Genomic DNA, 20,907 nt, shown 5'->3' on the forward strand with positions numbered 1-20,907 from the left:
GAACACTATCGCTTGGTGGTCATATCAATTACCAAAAGGAAATAACAAGTATCAAGGTAGCCGTACAAACAAAGAAAGCAAATCCTTTGGAAGAAAGATACCAGGGTCCGCTGTACTCATCAGCAGGTTGATCGTGGTCCGCCATCTCCCGGATGGTTCCCAGCGCACCCTCTTTTTCACGCCCCGCCCGGGTACGGGGTTGCAGCGCACTGGTAACAACCATGACCAGGCAGCTGAAGGTAAAGATCATCGTGGCGGAATAAAGGTAGTGCACGGTTCCCCAGATCGGATAAACATAATTATTGATGACCATCAGGAAAGCGAAAAAAGTGCCGAGCAGAAGGGTGTAGAAGGCCCCTTCTGCAGAAGCCCGCCTCCACAGCAGTCCCCCCAAAAAACAGGTGACCACGGGGGGCGTAAGATAGGCGAGTACCGCCTGCAGGTATTCCCAAAGCGTCGGGAACTGCTCAATAAAGGGAGCCCACAGTGAGGCGATGGTTACAAAAAGGATAATGAATATCTTGCCCACCAGGATAAAATGGCGTTCACTTTTAGCCGGAACTATATTTTTATAGATATCGAGGGTGGCGATACTCCCGGAGGCCGTAAGAGCAGAGTCTATGCTTGACATCAGGGCGGCAATGAACCCTGTCATGACGATTCCCAGGAGTCCCGCCGGCAGGAGATCGTAAAGCATCGTCGGAAAGATGAAGTTGGCATTTTCCAGATCCGGGTACAGCAGGAGTCCCATGGTGCCCGGGAGGACCAGCAGAAACAGGATCGGCAGCTTCAGAAAACCGGCGAAAATAGCTCCTTTTTTTCCATCCTCGATCGATTTCGCCCCCAGGATTCGCTGGACCATGTGCTGGTTGGAGCACATAAAGTAAAAACCGAGAATAGGGATACTGACAAACAGGGTAGGCCAGGGGGTCAGCTCGTCGTCGAGCGGCTGGATCAGGCTCATAAAATTATCCGGAAGCGCCGCCGTGATTTCCGTCCAGCTCCCCAGCTTCATGAAAAGCATAACAGAAATAATGCCGGTCCCCACAGCCAGCAGGATGCCCTGCACGGAGTCGGTGAGCACGACGGCCTTCAATCCCCCCACGACGGTATACAGTCCCGCTATCAAAGCCATGACTCCTACAAAAACAAACAGGTCGATATCCGGGAAGAGCCCCCTCAGAAACAGGCTGCCTGCATACAGGGCGCCGGCAATATCGATGAGTACGTTGATGAGGATCGAAATGACGGAAAAATAGAAGCGGGACCGGTGATCGAAACGCCGCTCCAGGAACTCGGGCATGGTTGTCAGGCGGTTCCGGATATAATAGGGGGCGATGAACAGGGCAAAGATCACCAGCATGATGGCCCCGGTCCACTCGTAATTAAAGACGGATATGCCCGTTTTATACCCGCTTCCGCCGAGCCCGATAATGCTGCTGGTAGAGATATTCGTCGCAAAAAGAGAGAGCCCGATAACGGGCCAGCTCAGGGAGCGATTGGCCAGGAAGTAATCGTCTGCGGTGCTATAAGACGTGCGGGCGCTGATACCGCGCCAGCAGATAAAAAGTATATAGGCAGTAATGATTAGCAGATCAATTCCGGCCAAAGGCATACCCGCATGTGTGTGGATTCAGGGGTCATAAGAAAACGGGTAAGATAGCTTTTAATGCATAGTTGTGAAAATGGATATTGAAAAAGCGGGAAATCTGTTTGTTCTCTTCTCTCACATACCGGCCGTTGCCGGGAGCCCATTTATTTGCAGGCGATCATACTACTTATCCTCTATTATTGAGGGCTTTGCAAAACCAGGAATTTTGATCAATATCAACCCCTGACAAGTTCAAAACCGCAGCATATGATGTATATGTGAGGATTTTGAATGAGCAAAAATGCAGAGATTGGCCGAAAGGACGGTTTTGCAAAGCCCTCTTATTATTGGTGAAGGTATTATTGATGATAGGAAAATATCTGGGGATCTGAATAATATATTTATTCATCCACCCTGGGTTTATGAGGACTGGCGGTGGCGCAGGGAGACCGAAACAAAGCTCAGCATATTGTTATTCTGAGCGGGATTTTCCACCAGTTCCCGTAATAGCTTCATCGTGGTCATGCCCAGGGCCTCGTAATCCGTCTTAATGGAGGATATGGTCGGCTGGTTGTGACGGCAAACCGGTAAATCATCATAGCCGATTATGGCTACATTGTCGGGAAATTGTATGCCTTCCTGTTTGGCAGATTCCATGAATCCATTAGCCATATCGTCATTACCGGCAAAAATAGCGCGGGGTTTTTGGTTCAGCTTTTTATACTCCTCATAAGCCCGGGCACCCGATTCAAACGTAAAGTCACCTTCATGAACCCAGCGGAGATCCAGGTGATTGTGCTGGTGGATGTAATCTTTAAACCCGTTGCTCCGGTAGCGTGCCTCCGCCCGTTCAAAAGGTCCCTGTATAAGTCCCAGGTCGCTGTACGACTGATCCTCAAGATGTCTGGCAGCAAGATAGCCCCCGCTGTACCCATCAAAGGTCACCGTGGGGAACACCGGGTTTTCTATAAGAGCATTTGAAATGATAGGTAATCCGCTGGGAATATTGTTTGAAAGCTCTTCATACTCACTGCGGGTGTATTCCGGGATATAGAGAATGGCGGCATCGTAATAGTGAAGCGAAATTTCTTTCAGCAGCTTGTGAAGCTCTTCTTCCGGATCAACAAGACCGATAAGAGAAAGCCTGATATTGTTCCTTTTGGAGGCCTGATTGAGTCCGTCAAAAAAGGAGACATAGAATTCCCCCTCCTTAAAATCACTTGCGATCAGTGCTACATTCAGAAATTTCCCGGAAGAATCACTGTTCTGCTGTCCGGGGGACAGGTATCCCAGCCGCCGCGCACTTTCCATGACAATGTCCCGGGTCCGGGCACTGATTTTGGGGGACCCGTTAAGGACCCGCGAAACGGTTGATTCCGAGAAGCCCGAATCCTTTGCAATGTCTTTCAGTGTTACTTTCATAAGAAATTATAAGAACCTTTGACTGTACCCCTGTGGCTGAATGTTATTTCGCTACTATGCTATCAAATTGGGTCCACACCTGCAAATGGAATAATGTGGAAGTATAAACGACCAACTGACGTACCGTATTCTTGCATAAAATTGCATTAAATGAAAGTAGTTAACATTAATTTTCTTTTATTTCAAGCTTAAATGGAGGTAAATAGTAAAATAAAAGCAATAAAATGCAAGAAATAATATTTATTAATATAAAATTGCATAATAAATTGCATCATTCCCATTTAATTTTTAGTCTTACAACAGTTCCTGGTTGTTCCAGCCATAAAATTATTATCAACGACGACGGAAAAATTATGAGATACCAAAGCCTATCTATTGTTGCCCTGACCTTCATCTGCTCCCTGTTTCTGTTCCCTGAGGAAAGCCTTTCCCAGGCCCACAGCGTAGAGGGAACTGTGAGTGATCAGAATGGAGAGCCGCTGCCTGGCGTTAATATCCAGATAAAGGGCACCACGCGAGGTACATCCACCGGTGCGGAGGGCAGCTATAAGCTGACCACGGAAAGTGAAACGGATACCCTGGTGTTTTCTTTTATCGGTTTTGAAACGCAGGAAATACCGATACAGGGTCGCAACCAAATCGATGTGGCCATGACTCCGGCAACGCTCGAATCGGGAGAGGAACTGGTGGTCATTGGCTATGGGACACAGCAGCGAAGCGACCTGACCGGGTCGGTCTCGAGCGTCAGGGGCGACGCCCTTACGGCTCCCGCCGTTTCTAATCCCGCCCAGGCACTGCAGGGTACGGCTTCGGGCGTACAGGTCGTATCCTCCGGGGAACCGGGATCGTCCCCCTCCATAAATATCAGAGGGATTGGTACGACGGGCGACAGTTCCCCCTTGTTCGTCGTTGACGGGGTATTTGTCAATGATATTTCGCATTTAAACAATAACGACATTGAATCCATGGAGGTGTTGAAAGACGCTTCCGCAACGGCGATCTACGGTTCAAGGGGAGCCAATGGGGTAGTATTGATTACGACCAAACAGGGGACCAGTGAGGAACCGGTTTTTAATTTTACCATGTCTGAAGGGGTGGAAGTGCCTACTTCCTATAGTATGGTCAATGCCCGGCAATATGCCACGCTTATTAATGAGGGGCTCGAAAACATTGGAGAGGAATCGAGGTATGATCTCAGTCAGATCGACAGCTCCACCGACTGGTTTGACGAGGTAATGGATCCCGCTTCCGTGCGGAAGTACAACATTTCATTCAGCCAGGGAACAGACCGAAACAGCTATTACGTCAGTTTAGGATATGACAACCAAAACGGGACTGTTGATAAAAGTGGCTACAAAAGGTATTCGGTTCGCGTGAATAACCGGTATCATCTGAGCGATAATGTTACGATCGGCCATAACCTGTCAGGCAACTGGTCGGATAAAGACAATCGATTGGGAGAGGCCTTCGGCTGGACGTATAGAATTCCTTCTACCGTACCGGTACGGAATCCCGATGGCTCGTATGCGTCTACCGGCATCGGTTCTAACGGGAATGTTATCGCAGCTCTTGACTATCATCATAACTTTACAAAATCCAGGGCTTTGGTGGGAAATGCGTTTGCTGAAGTCAGTTTTCTGGAAAATTTTCAGTTTAAGTCCAGCCTGGGCGTTGATATGAGTCACGCCGAGAATACGAACTTTGATCCCGTATTTTTTGTGGACGAAAACCAGAGAAACCAGGAAAGCAGCCTCTCAAAAAGGTGGGCCAAGACCCAGAATTGGCTGTGGGAGAATACTCTTACCTATAACCAGACGGTAGATATGCACAAGATTGACGCGGTGGTCGGGATTACGGCCCAGGAAAACAATTTTGAGCAGTTGGGGGGAGAGCGTAATAATATTTTCTCCGATGACAGAGATCTCTGGTATCTGGATGCGGGAGCGACCGAGGGACTTGGGAATTCAAATATTGCCAGCTCCAGCAGTATTGTTTCTTACCTGGGACGGGTTAATTATACCCTGATGGATAGGTATCTGTTTACGGGGACTCTGCGCATTGACGGTTCTTCAAAATTTCCGGAAGATGAGCGGTGGGGAACCTTCCCGTCCTTTGCCCTCGGCTGGCGGATTATCGAAGAGCCTTTTATGGATGAAGCGGGCTGGCTCTCCGATCTTAAAATCCGGGGCAGTTGGGGACAAATTGGCAACCAAAAGATCGGGGATTACCGGTACTACGCTACCGCAGCTACCGGTATCGGCTACGCCGGCATCTGGGGGAATAGTATCGACCGGGGAGCAACGATTACGAACCTGGTCAATCAGAATGTGACATGGGAAAAGAGTGAACAAACAGACATCGGATTGCAGTTCGCACTTTTTGAAGACAAAATTGAGGGAGAAGTGGACTGGTATAAACGTACCACCAAGGATATGTTGGTGGAGGTGGGAGTGCCGGGCTCCGTTGGGTTGAATGCCACCGAGGGAAATGTCGGGTCCGTAGAGAATTCAGGTATTGAGTTTAGCCTCGACCTTAGCGGATCACAAAGTGACTTTTATTATAACATCGGATTAAGAGCATCTACAATAAATAATAAGGTGGTGGATCTCGGTACCAGGGATGAACTGATCGGCGGAAATATCGGAGCGGGTAAAAACGTGAGTCGCGCCCGCGTAGGTCAGCCAATCGGATTCTTCTACGGCTATAAGTCCCTCGGCCCGTTTGATACGCAACAGGAGATCGACAATGCCCCCACCCAGTCTAATGTTGCCCCCGGGGACCTGAGAATGGCCGACATCAACGGCGATGGTACGATCAGCAGTGAGGACCGGACGAAGATCGGTTCTCCGATTCCGGATTATACGGGAGGCCTGAATATAACCGTGGGCTACAAAGCATTCGAGTTATCGGTTGATATGTACGGTTCCTTTGGAAGCGAGATTTACGACGGTAACAATAATGTGCGGTATTCCGGCGACGACAACTTTTCGAAAGAGTGGCTGGATCGCTGGACGGGTCCCGGTACAAGTGATGAGGTCCCGCGAATTACTTTCGGCGGGGATTGGAACTATGAAGTTTCTTCACGGTGGGTACACGACGGATCCTTTGTTAAAATCCAAAATGTGCGATTGCAGTATACCCTCCCGGCATCCACGCTGGAGGCCTTGCCGGTATCATCCGCAAATGTGTATATCAGCGGTAATAATCTCCATTACTTTACAAAGTATGAAGGGCTTACTCCGGAAATCCCGGGTAGTGTCAGGTCGCCCGGCAGCGTTGATGATCCGAACAATGCCAATGTGAACAACAATAGTGCCTTAAATGCAGGCATTGATAACAACATCTACCCGGTGTCGAGTTTTTTCCAGCTTGGAACTTCCATAACTTTCTAAATTTAAGATTGAGCAGCCATGAAGAAATTCATAAACGTTACCTTGTTAAGCATCTTTGTACTTGCAGGGACTGCCTGCGACGACGGGGTTGTGAATTTAAACAAAGAGCCTTTGGGAGAACCCTCCAGTTCTACGCTGTATACTACAGAGGAGGGGATTCATAAACTTCTCAACGGGGCCTATGCCCAGACCAGGAGTTTTGGGTTAAGCGGATTTGGCCGGTTTGTCGCTAAAGAAGTGGGATCTGATGATACGAATCCCGGCAGTACCCCCGCAGATGGCAGTGTGCCCCGGATGGAACAAGTCAATAACTTTACGTACCTGACCAGTCAGGGTGATTTGGGTTCTTATTATGACAGTAATTACACGTTGATTGCACGCGCCAATATGGTCATCAACAATGCCCCGGATGTTGAGATGGATGGCGGACTCCAGTCACGATATATCGGGGAGGCTAAGTTTTTAAGAGCGGTTGCCTACTTTAATCTGGTGAGAGGATGGGGCGGGGTACCCCTCTATGAGGAAGTACCCGGAGACCCGGAAGAAGCGGCACAGGTAAAGCCGAGAGCATCGGAAGAGGAGGTTTACCAGTTAATTGTAACCGACCTGGAGAGCGCGGTCGAGGATCTGCCACTTAAAAGTGAATATGCTTCTTCGGAACGGGGAAGAGCGACAAAGGGAGCGGCCAGGACCATGCTTGCCCAGGTATATCTTTTCCGGCAGGATTATGAAAACGCGCTGAGCTATGCCATGGATGTAATTGATTCCGGTGAATATAATTTGCTGGACACTTATGACCAGAACTGGAGCGTTGAGCACCAAAATGGTGCGGAGTCTATTTTTGAAGTCCAGTTTATAACACGAGATGAACAGGATATATCAAACGAATGGAACAAATGGCAGGGAGTCAGAGGGAATATAGGATGGGGCTTCTTTTCTCCCTCCGAAGATCTGGCGAATGCCTATGAAGATGGCGACCCAAGAAGAGATTACACCATATTTTTCGAAGGAGAAGCCTGGCCCGGAACACCGGATGAGGTTCCGGAATTTGCCGAGGGCGCCGATCCGCGGGCGAATCAAAAAACGCTGCTTCCCAAACCGTGGCCCGTCGGCTACCCGTCAAATTCACCGGTCAATATGGTGGTTATGCGTTATGCCGATGTGCTGCTCATGGCTGCAGAAGCTCATAATGAGTTGGGTAATACGGGAGAGGCTTTAATGTACCTTGAAATGATACGAGCCCGTGCAAGAGAAGGCGAGCCGTCGGTATTACCGGAGATTACGACGACCAGCCGAGAAGAGCTGCGTCATGAAATATGGCAGGAACGCCGGTATGAGCTGGCCCTGGAAGGCTACCGTTATTATGATATCATGCGCTATAACAAGGTAGAGCCGGGGTATGCCAAGGAATTATTTGATGCCCTGGGGAAAACCGATTTTGATCCCAATAAGCATACACTGTTTCCTATTCCCCAAAGTGAAATCGACTTTTCAGGGGGACAGTTGGAACAGAATCCGGGGTGGTAGGAGAAAGATGGAGCTCTGCATTTATATTTTTTGCATGTTCTGATCCCAATGCCGGCAGGAGATGGGATAATTGGGGCAATACCGAATATTATGAATTAAAATCCCGGTTACTGGTTTGTCAACTGCTAAGACTATATTTATTATTCTCCTGGCTTCTGTCCTCCTTTTTTCCTGTTCCCAAAAGTCGGAAGAAACCGAGAATACAGGCGAAGGCAAACGGCCGAATATTATCTTTATCATGACGGACGATCAGGCGACCCGCACGGTCAGCGCCTACGAGGGAGCTATAAACAGCACGCCCAATATCGACCGACTGGCTGAAGAAGGAGCGGTCTTCCGGAACAGCTTTGTGGCCAATTCCATATGTAACCCGAGCCGGGCTGCGATCCTCACCGGCAAGCACAGCCACAAAAACGGCGTAGTCGGCAATGCCTCTTCCTGGGATAACCGTCAGGCTAATCTGCCGCGACTGCTGCAGGATGCGGGTTATACCACGGCCCTGATCGGCAAATGGCATATGAACAACCCACCGGGCGACGAGTTTGATTATTCAGACCGGCTTACGGGAGCGGGGAAACAGGGCTTTTATTATAACCCTGAATTTGTCACCGGTGACGCTGATACGAGCAAAGCGGTACAGGGACACTCCACCGACCTGGTAACCGGTAAAGCCCTCCTGTGGCTTACAGGCCACACCGGTCGCCAGCAGGATCCCTTTATGCTCTTTGTCCAGTACAAAGCTCCTCACGTGCCCCGCATGCCGGAGTTCCGCTTTCTCGACCGGTATCAACATGTCACCATCCCCGAACCCCCGACCCTGTTTGACGACTATGATACCCGGGAGCCCTATGCCGAAAAGGCGAATATGAACATCCATTACAACCCGCTGCCCCCGCTGGAGGAACATGATCCTTGCGAAAATATCTATTATGACCGGATGACCCAGGAGCAGCTCAGGCGATGGCACCGATACAAGGATCCTGAGGCGGAGAGGTACCGGGAACGGACGAAAACGAACGGAAAAGAGCTCCGTAAATTCGAATATCAGCTGTTCATTAAGGATTACCTGCGCCTTATCGACGGCGTGGATGAAAATGTAGGCAGGTTACTGGACTGGCTCGAAGAGCACCCGGAGATCCGGGATAATACCGTGGTGGTTTTCACCTCCGACCAGGGATTCTTCACGGGTGAGCACGGTTGGGCGGAGAAACGGTTTATGTACGAGGAATCACTGACGATGCCCCTTTTGATGCGATGGCCCGGCCATATTAAGCCCGGCAGCAGCATTGACGCCATGGTACAGAACATCGATTTTGCTCCCACTTTCCTGGATCTTGCCGACACTAAGATATCCGATGACATGCAGGGACGATCATTCGCACCGCTGCTGGAAGGAGAGACTCCCGACGACTGGCGGCAAAGTATCTATTACCACTATTATGATCACGGACTGCACGGCGTTCCGCGGCATGACGGCGTGCGAACCGGCCGCTACAAGCTGATCCATTTTTATACGGATGACGTGTGGGAATTCTACGATTTGGAAAAGGATCCCCGTGAAGTGGAGAATCAGTATGGTGACCAGGAATATGAGGAGACGATTAAAGAACTCAAAGAGGAACTGGATCGGCTGAGAAATTATTATGAGGTGCCCGCGGAGCATTTTCAACCGCCCTATGTTACAGCCGGACAAGATCAGAAGCTGTGAATATTATTCGTACATCCGTTAATTCCAACTTAACCTGAGTCATGAAAAAATTACTTCGCATTGCAGCACTTGCCGTTTTCGCATCGGTTGCCACCATCGGCTGCCGGTCCCCCGAACCCACGTCCCCGGCCAAACAGGCCCCGGAAGGCGCGGCCACGCAAATTTCAGAAGATTCGCTTTTGACGCTTACCCAGGAGCGAACCTTCCAGTATTTCTGGGATGGCGCCGAACCCAATTCCGGGATGGCGCGCGAGCGTTTTCATATGAACGGCAACTATCCGCAAAATGATAAGCATATCGTTACCTCGGGCGGGTCCGGCTTTGGCATTATGGCTATTATCGTGGGCATGGAGCGCAATTTTATCACGGACCAGAAGGGGGTTGACCGGCTGGAGCGGATCGTGAAGTTCCTGAAGGAGGCCGACCGTTTTCACGGCGCGTGGCCCCACTGGTTAAACGGGGAAACAGGCGAGGTAAAACCTTTCGGAACGCAGGATGACGGCGGAGATCTGGTGGAAACGTCATTTCTGGTTCAGGGACTCCTTACAGCGCGGCAATACTTGCGGCGGGACGGCGGCCAGGAAGAAGTATTTCTGGCCGCCCAAATGGATACGCTCTGGCGGCAGGTGGAGTGGGACTGGTATACCAAAGGGGGCGAGGATGTGTTGTACTGGCACTGGTCTCCCGATTACGGCTGGGAGATGAATTTTCCTCTCGAGGGATATAATGAAACCCTGATAACCTATGTGCTGGCCACCTCGTCCCCCACACATACGATTTCAGCGGATGCGTATCACGAGGGCTGGGCGCGCAACGGAAATATAACGGCCGATGTCACAACCTACGGATATGAGCTGCAGCTTTCTCACAACGGGGCGCCCCGGTATGGGGGACCCTTGTTCTGGGCGCACTATTCGTACCTGGGACTCGATCCCCGGGGACTCAAAGACCGGTATGCCGACTATTGGCAGGAAAACAGGAATCATACGCTTATCAACAGGCAGTGGGCCGTTGAAAATCCCCATAATTACGAGGGATACGGGGAGGATTTATGGGGACTTACCGCCAGTTACTCGGTCAACGGATACGCGGCACATCGCCCCGGGGAGGAAGATCTGGGAGTCATTTCCCCGACGGCAGCTCTTTCCTCCTTTCCCTACACCCCGGAATACTCGATGGATGTGCTGCAGAATTTCTACTCTAATCTGAGCGGCAAAATCTTAGGTCCCTATGGATTCTATGATGCCTTTAGCCTGGAAGATGACTGGTTTCCCCAAAAATACCTGGCCATCGACCAGGGACCTATTGTGGTGATGATTGAAAACCACCGCACCGGACTGCTGTGGGAGTTGTTCATGTCGAGCCCGGAAGTACAGGAGGGACTGAAAAAGCTGGATTTTCAGAGTCCCCATCTGGAGTGATGGGATGGAGGACAGACGAGAATTACCGGCTAAATCGCCTCCTTCAGAGGTGAATAGAAAGAGTTAGAACGGTCTGTTTCACAAAATTTCCTTTGCGCTTTTTTATGAGAGCCGGCAAGGAAACATATGAAGTGGTTCTGTATATCGTCTCTGTATATGGTCGACGAAAGATAACATGGTCAATAAAGGTTAAGATAAAATAGTGAGAAAGAGATGAATATTCGTAAACAACACTATTTAATTTCTGCGGCAGAGGTCCTTTTAATCATGCTGTTGCTGGCCACGCCCGGGGCAGGTCAGCATACCGATATAGTTTCCGATGAGCAAGAAATTGATCTAAAAGTAGATTCTTTGCTCAATCGCATGACGCTGGAGGAAAAAATCGGCCAGCTCACGCTATTCACAAGCGATTTAACGACTACGGGTCCGACTATCAGGGATGATTATAAGAAACTGATTAATGAAGGGAAGACCGGAGCTATATTCAACGCTTACGGCACCGGGTATACCCGCCAATTGCAGGATGTGGCGGTGGAGAACAGCCGGCTGGGCATTCCTTTGTTGTTTGGCTACGATGTCATTCACGGCTTTCGAACCATTTTTCCCATCCCGTTGGGTGAGGCGGCAAGCTGGGACCCCGGGTTAGCCCGAAAAACATCCCGCGCAGCCGCCCGGGAAGCCGCCGCCACCGGCCTGCACTGGACCTTCGCGCCCATGGTGGATGTGTCCCGTGACCCCCGGTGGGGACGCATAGCCGAGAGTGCCGGCGAAGACCCTTATCTCAACTCGCGGTTTGCCGAAGCCCGGGTCGAAGGGTTTCAGGGTACTGACTTGGAGGATGCCGAGACTATTCTGGCTACGGCCAAGCATTTCGCGGCCTATGGGGCCGCGGAAGGGGGGCGGGACTATAATACGGTCAATATGTCTGATCGACGGCTTTGGGAAGTTTACCTGCCTCCGTTCAAAGCGGCTATAGATGCCGGGGTCGGCAGCTTTATGACGGCTTTCAATGAGTATAACGGCGTGCCCGCAACCGGGAATAAATACCTTTTCAATACTATTTTACGCGACCGGTGGGACTTTGAAGGGTTTGTCGTCACCGATTATACCTCCATCCCCGAAATGATTGCCCACGGGGCCGCAAAAGATGAAGCGGCGGCGGCAGCCATGGCGATGGATGCGAATGTTGACGATGTGAAAAAAGCCGAAGTGATCATTCAATGATCAGATCAGTCTGTCAAATGTCAGCTACCAGATATCAGACGTTATGCCAGGTCCAGGTACCGGGGCACAGGGAACTGCCAGATCCTGTAAAAGTAAATGAAACCTTCCATTTCCTCCACTTTTATTTTATTTACACCTGCACGGTCTATCCGTTCCTGTGATACCGCAGATCCCGAGCGTTCACATTCACTCTCACCTACACTCTGCACTGGCCACAGTTATCCCCGGCCCCCTACTATCTGTTTACAGGTCGCGTAGCCATGATGATGCTATTATGCTGTTATTATGAAGATTCACGCACCTTGAGGGTTGTGGGAACAAGGTTTAGCATTCGGCCCGGGTGATTGTCGTTGCCCAACAGGGTTTTCATTTTTTGAATGGAGACGGTCCCCAGATGTTCGTAGTGGGTATGTACGGAAGAGATCTTGGGACGATGCCGCGAGCAGATAGGCAGATCGTCAAATCCCACAATAGCGATATCATCGGGAAAAGATAGTTGCTCGACCATCGCCTGCTGCATAAAACCCTGACACATATTATCATTCCCGGCAAAAACGGCTCGCGGGGGGTCCTCAAGCTTGTTAAAGTCATCGAAGGCCTCGATGCCGGACTCAAAGCTGAAATCTCCTTCAAACTCCCAGCTGAGCTCCATATCCTCCTCGTAGGTTACGTAGTCGATAAACCCGTGGGCCCGTTGACGCGATACATTCTTGTCACTGGGACCGTAAATGATGCCAAAGCTCGAATAGCCCTGCTCTTTAAAATGCTGTCCCACCAGTTGTCCACCCCCGTAATTATCGAATCCCACCGTCTCAAAGATAGGATAATCCAGGATTTCATTGGAGACTACCGGAAAATCCTCAGGCAGCGCTTCCTTAAGATCTTGATACTGTTGCGTGGAAAATCGGGGAACATTAATGATCAATCCGTCGTAATCCTCCTTTTCAATCTTTTCTGCAATATCTTTGGTTTTTGGAATATGATCTTCGAGGCTGGAAAAACTGAGCCGTACATTCTGACGGGAGGCGGCCTTGTTTAATCCGTCAAAGAAGGAAGCATAGAATTCTCCGATCTCTATTCCTGCGATAAGCAGAATATTAAGCAGCTCGTCGGAACTAATCCCTTTGTCAAAGTTTTGGATCGGGTAGTTGAGCTTCCGGGCACTTTTCAGGATGGTTTTCTTGGTATCCGGATTCGTATCAAATCCATTCAGAACTCTTGAAACCGTTGAAATGGAGTATCCGGTATCGTCGGCAATATCTTTTAGTGTAACTTTCAAAGCGTAAAAAGGGTTATATGTTAATAAATTATTATTTGATTTAAATATGCATGATAAAATAAATAAAATTTAATTATTTATGTAATTAAATTAAATTTAAGGATGCCATAATTTATTTTTGCTTTGTTAAGTAGATTCCCGGGCTTCGACCGTGACCGGCACCAGGCTTAAAACGCCCTGCCTCTTCACCGGATTGTTGATTACTTCTTTGATTTTCTCCATGGTTACCATACCCAGTTTCTCATAGTCAGTATTAATGGAGGAAATGGTGGGCTGGTGCCGCCTGCATATCGGCATATCATCATAGCCTATGAGGGCAACATCATCCGGAATATGGTAATGGTGACTGATTGCCTCCTCCAAAAAAGCATGTCCCATATTGTCATTACTGGCAAACAGAGCCCTCGGCCTGTCTGCTGTATTATGGAATGCTTCAAAAGCTTTCTGGCCCGATTTAAAACTAAAGTTTCCATCATACGTCCAGATCAACTCCATATCACGGGTCTGCGTGATGTAGTCGCGAAACCCATTGAGGCGATAGCGTGCTTCCGGCTTTTCCATCGGGCCTTTTAAAATACCGCATTTTTTATAGCCTTGATCGTACAAATGTTCAGCAGCCATAAAACCGCCGCTGTAACCATCGAACGTTACAGTAGGGAGAACAGGATTTTCAATAAGAGCGTTTGATACGATGGGAAAGTTTTTTGGAAGTGTGTTAAACAGCTTTTGATAGTGCTCTCGACGAAATCCAGGGGCGTAGAGTATCAGACCTTCATAATAATGGTCCTCTACCAGCCTTTGGAGCATTTGCAGGGACTGTGTGAATGTCTGAGGCAAACTGGTCATCGACAGATGGATCCGGCTTTTTTGGGCCGCTCTGTCCAATCCGAAGAACAGGGAGGAGTAAAATTCCCCCAGCCGAAATTCTGTGGCAATGCATATATTTTTTAAGGCCTTGTCGGCGTACGTATCGTTATCCCTATTTAAAATAGGATAGTTTAATCGCTGAGCACTTTGGTATATCTTGCGGGTTGTTTTGCTGCTTATCTTGTCCGATCCATTTAGAACGCGCGATACCGTGGATATCGAGTACCCCGTATCCTCAGCAATATCTTTGAGTGTTACTTTCAAGCCTAAGTTGTTTTTTCAGAGTTTTCAATCATCTTGATAAGACGACCGTGATTAGCCAAACGTTATTTGTACAATGCGTGCAAAAAATTTACGCACCCGAATATAAGAAATAGTTTATATTTATTTTAATGCCCGTCAGATCTTTGTAGTACTATTCTACGATTGAAAAAAGACATTATTATAAAAAAAAGAAAGAAAAATTTATAAAACTGACCTTAAACAAAATCCCTGGTTTTTCGAAGTCTTTGAAAGGAATACGACTGGAATTCTTTTTTCCGGGAAGGGATGGCGGATGAAAAGGGATTGTAGCATTTCTGTGATATTTTACTTTATTTGAGAATATCTGTCGCTTCATTAAATTTTTTTTAACAAAAGATCAGGCTGTGGGACTATATATTTTAGAAGGTTTTGATAAACCAGAACTTTTAGTCAATATCAACCCCTGAGTGCATTTATAACCACAGCATATAATAACAGTATATGAGGATGCTGAATGCGCGAAAATACAGCAATTGACAAAAAGAACGGTTTTGTAAAGGATTCTTTAATAAAAGATATTCCTGGATGATGTGAGGATGGATTAGTGCTGGGTTACAATGGATGACAGCTGATGAATAATATCAATATTGACCGGAATTTATGATAGAACCGATACAGTCGGGCGGTGATTCAGAGTATGAGACATTAAGTGATTCCGAAGCCTGGAAGGCGTTCCTGGACGGGAATTGTGACGCCTTTCAATATCTGTTTCGAACGTATTACGACGATCTGTATCATTATGCGGTGAAATTTAGCGGGGAGCCCGCAGTTGCTGAGGATCATATACAAAAGCTTTTTTTTAAACTATGGCGGCGAAGAGACCAGCTGGATGAGGTGGAAGGAGTAAAGACCTATCTATGGACTGCTTTACGGAGGAGTATGATCGATACTCATCGCAGGAAGAAAACAGAAGAAAAATACCTGAATAAGCTCGAAGGTACCCGTGATCGGATGCAATTTACGGCCGAGGAACTTATTATCCGCCATGAGAGAGATGCGATCCAGTCAACAGCATTAAAAGAGGCTATAAATCAACTCACCCCCAAGGAGCGTGAAGTGTTATACCTGAAATTTTATGAAGGGATGAATTATGAAGAGATCGAGCAGATTATGTCTGTGAGTTATCAGACCTCACGGAACTATGTGTACAGAGCACTGCAGTCATTAAAAGCAATATTGACCTCAGAAGTGGCCCTGGGAGTGCTGTTATTGGGACTTTTATCGTTTTGAGCATGGGTAAAACCGTTCTTTTGCCCTTTGACGATGTTATCGGTCGGTTGAAAACGATCCATATGGACTATATGCTTCGATTTTCTGCCTTTTGATCTTGATTTCAGTAGAATACCGGACTTTTTATCCCCCCGTTGTAATACAAAACCGGTGGCCTGGTGGAACATCAAGAAGAAATGCATTGCTTTTATCCCTTCTTTACGGTCACATTCACATAGGTTCTTTATTCGTTTTTTTCAGGTATGATTCTTCTCTGCTTCTCCTCAGCCTGGTGAATTCGTGTAGTGTACCAGTGTACGATGTCCTTGATACGTACGGTTCAAAGGTGGAATATTTCCGGACGTATTTAAAAAAAATTGAACCGGGTAAAAAAAAGCTGCAATTTTTTTGATTACAATTCCATTTCGCACCCGTCTATTGAATGAAACAGAAAAAGAATCGACGGGAAACCATTGAAAAAAGCCAATTACAGTGTTGACGAGCTGATCGAAAACGAGTCCTTCAGGCGCTGGGTACGTGGGAGTGCTTCAGAGCAGGAGAAATCCTATTGGGACAAGTGGGTTGCGGGGGATTCCAAAAACCGCAGATCGGCCATACGGGCTCAGCAAAAGATCACGGGATTGAGTATTCAACCCTCTTCTCAGCCTGATCAGCAGGAAGCGTGGGATCGTTTGCAGAAGAAAATGGTGGGCGGTAGAGACAGCGCCCATGCTGTTAATAGATCCGGCAGATCACGAAACACAGGTCTGCAATGGATATACCGGGCAGCGGCTGTATTTTTGTTGGTAGCGTTAACCGGGTTGGCTGTTCGTTTTTTTGCCGATTCTCAGCCGGACCCGAACCAGACCGGTGAGATGGTTCGCAATGAAGTGGTCACGGACTACGGGGAACGCAAGACGATAAGCCTAAGCGACGGGTCAGAGATCATGCTGAATGCTCATTCCAGTTTGGTTTATACGATGGACCCGTCTGATCCGAATGCCGTGGAAGTCTTTTTGGACGGGGAAGCTCACTTTTCGGTAGCAAAACGGGAGCAAGCCACCAGTGCCGCCTTCAGAGTAAAAACGTCCTCGGGCACCGTGAAAGTGATGGGGACACAGTTTGTGGTTTCTACGCGAAACCGGGATACGAGAGTCGTGCTGGAAGAGGGGGAGGTGGCTCTGGTACCTGCCAACCAACAGAAAGAGACCATCATGCAACCCGGCCAGCTGGCCGAATTCAGCGCGGGAAGTGACCCGATCCACACGAAATTTGTCAATCCCGAGGTGTATACCTCCTGGACCACCTACACGCTGGTCTTCGATAAAACGCCTTTATCGGATGTAATCGCCCGGCTGGAAAATACCTATGGCGTAAAAGTGGTGGTCAGGGATACGGATTTATATGAGCGCAAGATATCCGGATCGGTAGATAATACCAGCCTGGATGTAATTACGTCAGCACTCTCCAATACCCTTGATACTCCCATAGAGGTTACGGACCGGGCCGTTTATATAGGCAAACAGTATTCGAACCGGGATTTTGAACATTAAAAACGTAATAAAAGCTAACTATAAATCTAAAACTGCTGTTATGAAAAAGAAGGGCAACAAATTATATACGTTCATAGGAATAGCTCTGTTGTTGATGGTGGTCGGTTGTATCGGCTCGGGCATAGATAACATGGCCTATGGTCAGACGACGGATAACTACTACACCTTAAATGAATACGAGAGACTGCATCAAGAAGGAGTGGAACGGGTCGTGACGTTACAGGAGGTTCTGCAGGAGATCGAGCAGTCACACAACATCTCCTTTTTCTACGATGACCGCTTAGTGGAGGGTAAATTCATTGCCGTCCCGGAGATGAAGTCCGACAGCCTCGCAAATTTTTTGGGGGAAATGCTTTCTCAAAAGGGACTGGTCTATAAAAAGCAAACCGACCGGACATATGTGATTATGGAGAAATCCGACTGGTCTGCGGATATTTCGATACGACAGGAAACGATTTCAGGAACGGTTACGGATGCACAGTCGGGCGAGACGCTTCCGGGCGTAAACATACTGGTAAAGGGAACCTCCACGGGAGCATCAACTGATCAGAGTGGAAACTACGAATTGACCGTATCTTCTCTGCAGGATACGCTGGTATTCACCTATATCGGTTACCAGCGGGAGGAAATTCCGATCAACGGCAGGGAACAGTTAAACATTGCCCTTCAGCCACAGACTATTGCAGGCGAGGAGCTGGTTGTCGTGGGTTATGGAGAGCAGAGGAAAAGTGATTTAACAGGATCCATTTCCTCGGTTTCAAGTGACGAAATTAATACCTATCCCAGCCAGGGAATGACCGATGCCATTCAGGGAAAAATTTCGGGAGTCCAGGTTCAAAGTGTTAATGGAGGAGAGCCTGGAACCGGCTACAGGATCCGGATCCGGGGCGGAACGTCCATCAATGCCGGTAGTGATCCACTGTATGTCGTAGACGGCTTCCCCGGAAGTACACCGCCGCCCCCTCAGGATATTGAATCAATTGAAGTGTTGAAAGATGCTTCTGCGACTGCTATTTATGGGGCAAGGGGAGCAAATGGCGTCGTATTGATCACCACAAAACAAGGTTATGAGGGAGATACCCAGATTGATTTAAAGCTCTCGAATTCATTTCAACAAACCACAAAGCGACTTGATTTGCTCAATGCTTCTGAATTCGGATCATTTATGAATGATATTCATCTCAATGGGGGAGGAGATGCTAATGACGTACCTTATCCTGACGCCTCTTCCCTGGGCGAGGGTACTGACTGGCAGGAGCAAATATTTCGGGACGGTTATTTGCAAAACTACCAGCTTTCCGTTTCGGGGGGCACGGACAGGATAAATTATTATGTTTCCGGTAATCTTTATGATCAGCAGGGGGTCATTATTAACTCAGATTATAAGAGAATGAGCGTGTTAAGTAACATTGATATCCAGGCTTCTGAAAAGTTCAAGATTGGGGGTAAGCTGTATTTTGCTCGTTCCGAACAGAACGGTGTAAGAACGCAGGAAGGGAGCAGTGGGACAACAGGTGCCGGGGTCATCTCAGGGGCATTTAAATTTGAGCCCACGAAGGGAGTTTATGATGAAAATAACGAATTTACGACAAGTGGAATAGGAGACCCGCATGATAATCCCTATGCCGTTGCAACACAACGGGAGTCAGATAATGTTGATGATCGTTTCGAGGGTAATGTATTCGGGGAATATTCTATTGTGGATGATCTCATTTTAAGAGTTACGGCCGGAGCCAATATTAACAATGGCCGGTATGGAAGTTTTGTGCCGACGACCTTGGTCGGAGGACGCAATACAGGAGGTTCAGGGGCCATAAATGCCGGTAAAAGCACCAATTTTATCAATGAGAATTACCTGAATTACGAGCATGCCTTCGCCCGGGTTCATACGGTTAATTTTAGCGGCGGTTTTTCCTATCAGCATTACCGCTCGGAGGGGTGGAATGCGAGTAACCAAAACTTTATCAGTGACAGTTTCTCCTTTTGGAATTTGGATGGAGGATCAAACTTTCAAAGCCCGAGTTCATACTTGTCAAGATGGACACTGGCGTCCTGGTATGGTCGTTTGAACTATAATTTTGATGACAAGTATTTGCTAACCTTTACCGGCCGGTATGATGGTTCATCCCGTTTCGGTAAAAACAATAAATGGGCGTTTTTTCCATCCGGCGCTGTAAGTTGGAATATTTCCAATGAACAATTTTTGGAGGATTCCGACGTCCTCAGCAACTTAAAGCTGAGAGCAAGTTATGGCATTACGGGGAATACCGAAATTGGAACCTACCAGTCGCTGGCAAGATTTTCGCCGGTATTCAGTACGGTAGGCGGACAGCCTGTAAATGCCATTCGTCCCACCGATGTGGCCAATAACAACCTGACATGGGAAAGCACCACGCAATATGACATTGGACTTGACATCGGTTTGCTGAATGACCGGATAGATATCACGGCTGATTATTACCATAAAAAAACCGAGGATTTGTTGTATAATATCCCGCTTCCGGAATATTCCGGGTATGGAACATCTCTTCAAAATATAGGGAGCATTGAAAACAAGGGATTTGAGCTGTCGATAAATAGCCAAAATGTTACGACGGAGCAATTCTCCTGGTCAACAAGGTTGAATATTTCCTTCAACAGGAACAAAATAGCTGAACTTGCCGGCGGGGATGTCAAGTACAGCGAGGCACCGGGACATATGATTTCCACCGAATCCCAGATTCTTCGGGAGGGAGAACCCGTCGGTTCCTTTTATGGATGGATTTTCGACGGCCTTTACCAGGAAGGAGATGACTTCAGTGCCGAACCCAACAAGCAGCCGGGGGATGTTAAGTTTAGGGATATTAACGGTGATGGCACGGTTAATAACTCTGATCAGACGATCATAGGGGACCCGCATCCTGATTATATCTGGGGATTTACAAACAATTTCAGCTACCAAAACTTTGACTTGAGTGTTTTTCTTCAGGCTTCAGCGGGCAATGATATGCTGAATTTTACAAGAATGGAATTGTTGTGGATGTCGGGTAAAAGCAATCAGCTCGCGGAAGCGACAAACCGGTGGACTCCAAACAACACAGATACGAATATACCGAGGGCTTCCTCGGGCCGCAGTGCCATCGTATCTTCACAGTGGGTCGAAGATGGCTCTTATGTGAGGGTCAAAAATATTTCCCTGGGTTACAATATTCCGGCAAGCGTATTAGGAAGCAGGGTGCGGTCGGCAAGAATTTATGCAAGTGGACAGAACTTGCTTACGTTCACCGATTTTTCCGGGTATGATCCGGAAGTAAGTTATCAAAATTCCAATACGAATATCGGGTTAAACTATGCCAGTTATCCCAACATACGATCATTTACTGTTGGTTTGGATATTGGATTTTAAAATGCTTCCAGTCATAAATAAAATTT

Annotated in this window: 11 protein-coding genes and 1 pseudogene; 8 read left to right on the top strand and 4 right to left on the bottom strand. The window is 48.0% G+C overall.

Annotated features, from left to right (window positions below; translation table 11 throughout):
- Positions 1 to 28: 28 nt before the first annotated feature.
- Entirely contained in the window at positions 29 to 1,615 is a 1,587-nt protein-coding gene (locus BUB16_RS09420; RefSeq protein WP_073062835.1) for a sodium:solute symporter, read from the bottom strand.
- A gap of 396 nt (positions 1,616 to 2,011) precedes the next feature.
- Positions 2,012 to 3,013 carry a LacI family DNA-binding transcriptional regulator gene (locus tag BUB16_RS09425; protein WP_073062845.1) on the bottom strand — a complete coding sequence of 334 codons (1,002 nt, stop codon included), beginning with the start codon at positions 3,011 to 3,013 and terminating at the stop codon, positions 2,012 to 2,014.
- A gap of 353 nt (positions 3,014 to 3,366) precedes the next feature.
- Between BUB16_RS09425 and BUB16_RS09430 the strand changes: the two genes are divergently transcribed.
- From BUB16_RS09430 to BUB16_RS09450, 5 genes and pseudogenes are all read left to right on the top strand, one after another.
- Positions 3,367 to 6,405: a SusC/RagA family TonB-linked outer membrane protein gene (locus tag BUB16_RS09430; RefSeq protein ID WP_073062847.1), complete on the top strand. Its 3,039-nt coding sequence runs from the start codon at positions 3,367 to 3,369 to the stop codon at positions 6,403 to 6,405.
- Between the two features lie 18 nt (positions 6,406 to 6,423).
- Positions 6,424 to 7,932: a RagB/SusD family nutrient uptake outer membrane protein gene (locus tag BUB16_RS09435; RefSeq protein ID WP_073062849.1), complete on the top strand. Its 1,509-nt coding sequence runs from the start codon at positions 6,424 to 6,426 to the stop codon at positions 7,930 to 7,932.
- Positions 7,933 to 8,047: 115 nt separating this feature from the next.
- On the top strand, positions 8,048 to 9,640 hold the full coding sequence (locus BUB16_RS09440; protein WP_073062851.1) for a sulfatase family protein: 1,593 nt from the start codon (positions 8,048 to 8,050) through the stop codon (positions 9,638 to 9,640).
- Between the two features lie 41 nt (positions 9,641 to 9,681).
- Complete coding sequence (locus BUB16_RS09445) at positions 9,682 to 11,061, top strand: glucoamylase family protein (protein WP_073062853.1); 1,380 nt, start codon at positions 9,682 to 9,684, stop codon at positions 11,059 to 11,061.
- A 267-nt stretch (positions 11,062 to 11,328) separates the two neighbouring features.
- A pseudogene (locus BUB16_RS09450) lies at positions 11,329 to 12,252 on the top strand (glycoside hydrolase family 3 N-terminal domain-containing protein); the annotation flags it as partial.
- A gap of 316 nt (positions 12,253 to 12,568) precedes the next feature.
- Here the strand turns inward: BUB16_RS09450 and BUB16_RS09455 are convergent.
- Complete coding sequence (locus tag BUB16_RS09455) at positions 12,569 to 13,564, bottom strand: LacI family DNA-binding transcriptional regulator (protein ID WP_073062858.1); 996 nt, start codon at positions 13,562 to 13,564, stop codon at positions 12,569 to 12,571.
- A 126-nt stretch (positions 13,565 to 13,690) separates the two neighbouring features.
- Positions 13,691 to 14,695, bottom strand: coding sequence for a LacI family DNA-binding transcriptional regulator (locus BUB16_RS09460; RefSeq protein WP_073062860.1), 1,005 nt, complete (start codon positions 14,693 to 14,695; stop codon positions 13,691 to 13,693).
- 639 nt (positions 14,696 to 15,334) lie between these two features.
- Between BUB16_RS09460 and BUB16_RS09465 the strand changes: the two genes are divergently transcribed.
- The 3 genes from BUB16_RS09465 (at position 15,335) to BUB16_RS09475 (ending at position 20,881) form a co-directional block, all read left to right on the top strand.
- Positions 15,335 to 15,964: an RNA polymerase sigma factor gene (locus BUB16_RS09465; RefSeq protein WP_073062862.1), complete on the top strand. Its 630-nt coding sequence runs from the start codon at positions 15,335 to 15,337 to the stop codon at positions 15,962 to 15,964.
- A gap of 452 nt (positions 15,965 to 16,416) precedes the next feature.
- The gene (locus BUB16_RS09470; RefSeq protein WP_073062865.1) at positions 16,417 to 17,496 is read left to right on the top strand and encodes a FecR family protein; all 1,080 of its coding nucleotides are present in this window, start codon (positions 16,417 to 16,419) and stop codon (positions 17,494 to 17,496) included.
- A gap of 40 nt (positions 17,497 to 17,536) precedes the next feature.
- Entirely contained in the window at positions 17,537 to 20,881 is a 3,345-nt protein-coding gene (locus BUB16_RS09475) for a SusC/RagA family TonB-linked outer membrane protein (protein ID WP_073062939.1), read from the top strand.
- The last annotated feature ends 26 nt before the right edge of the window (positions 20,882 to 20,907 follow it).

This window comes from Fodinibius roseus, from assembly GCF_900129315.1.
Taxonomy (GTDB): Bacteria; Bacteroidota; Rhodothermia; order Balneolales; family Balneolaceae; genus Fodinibius; species Fodinibius roseus.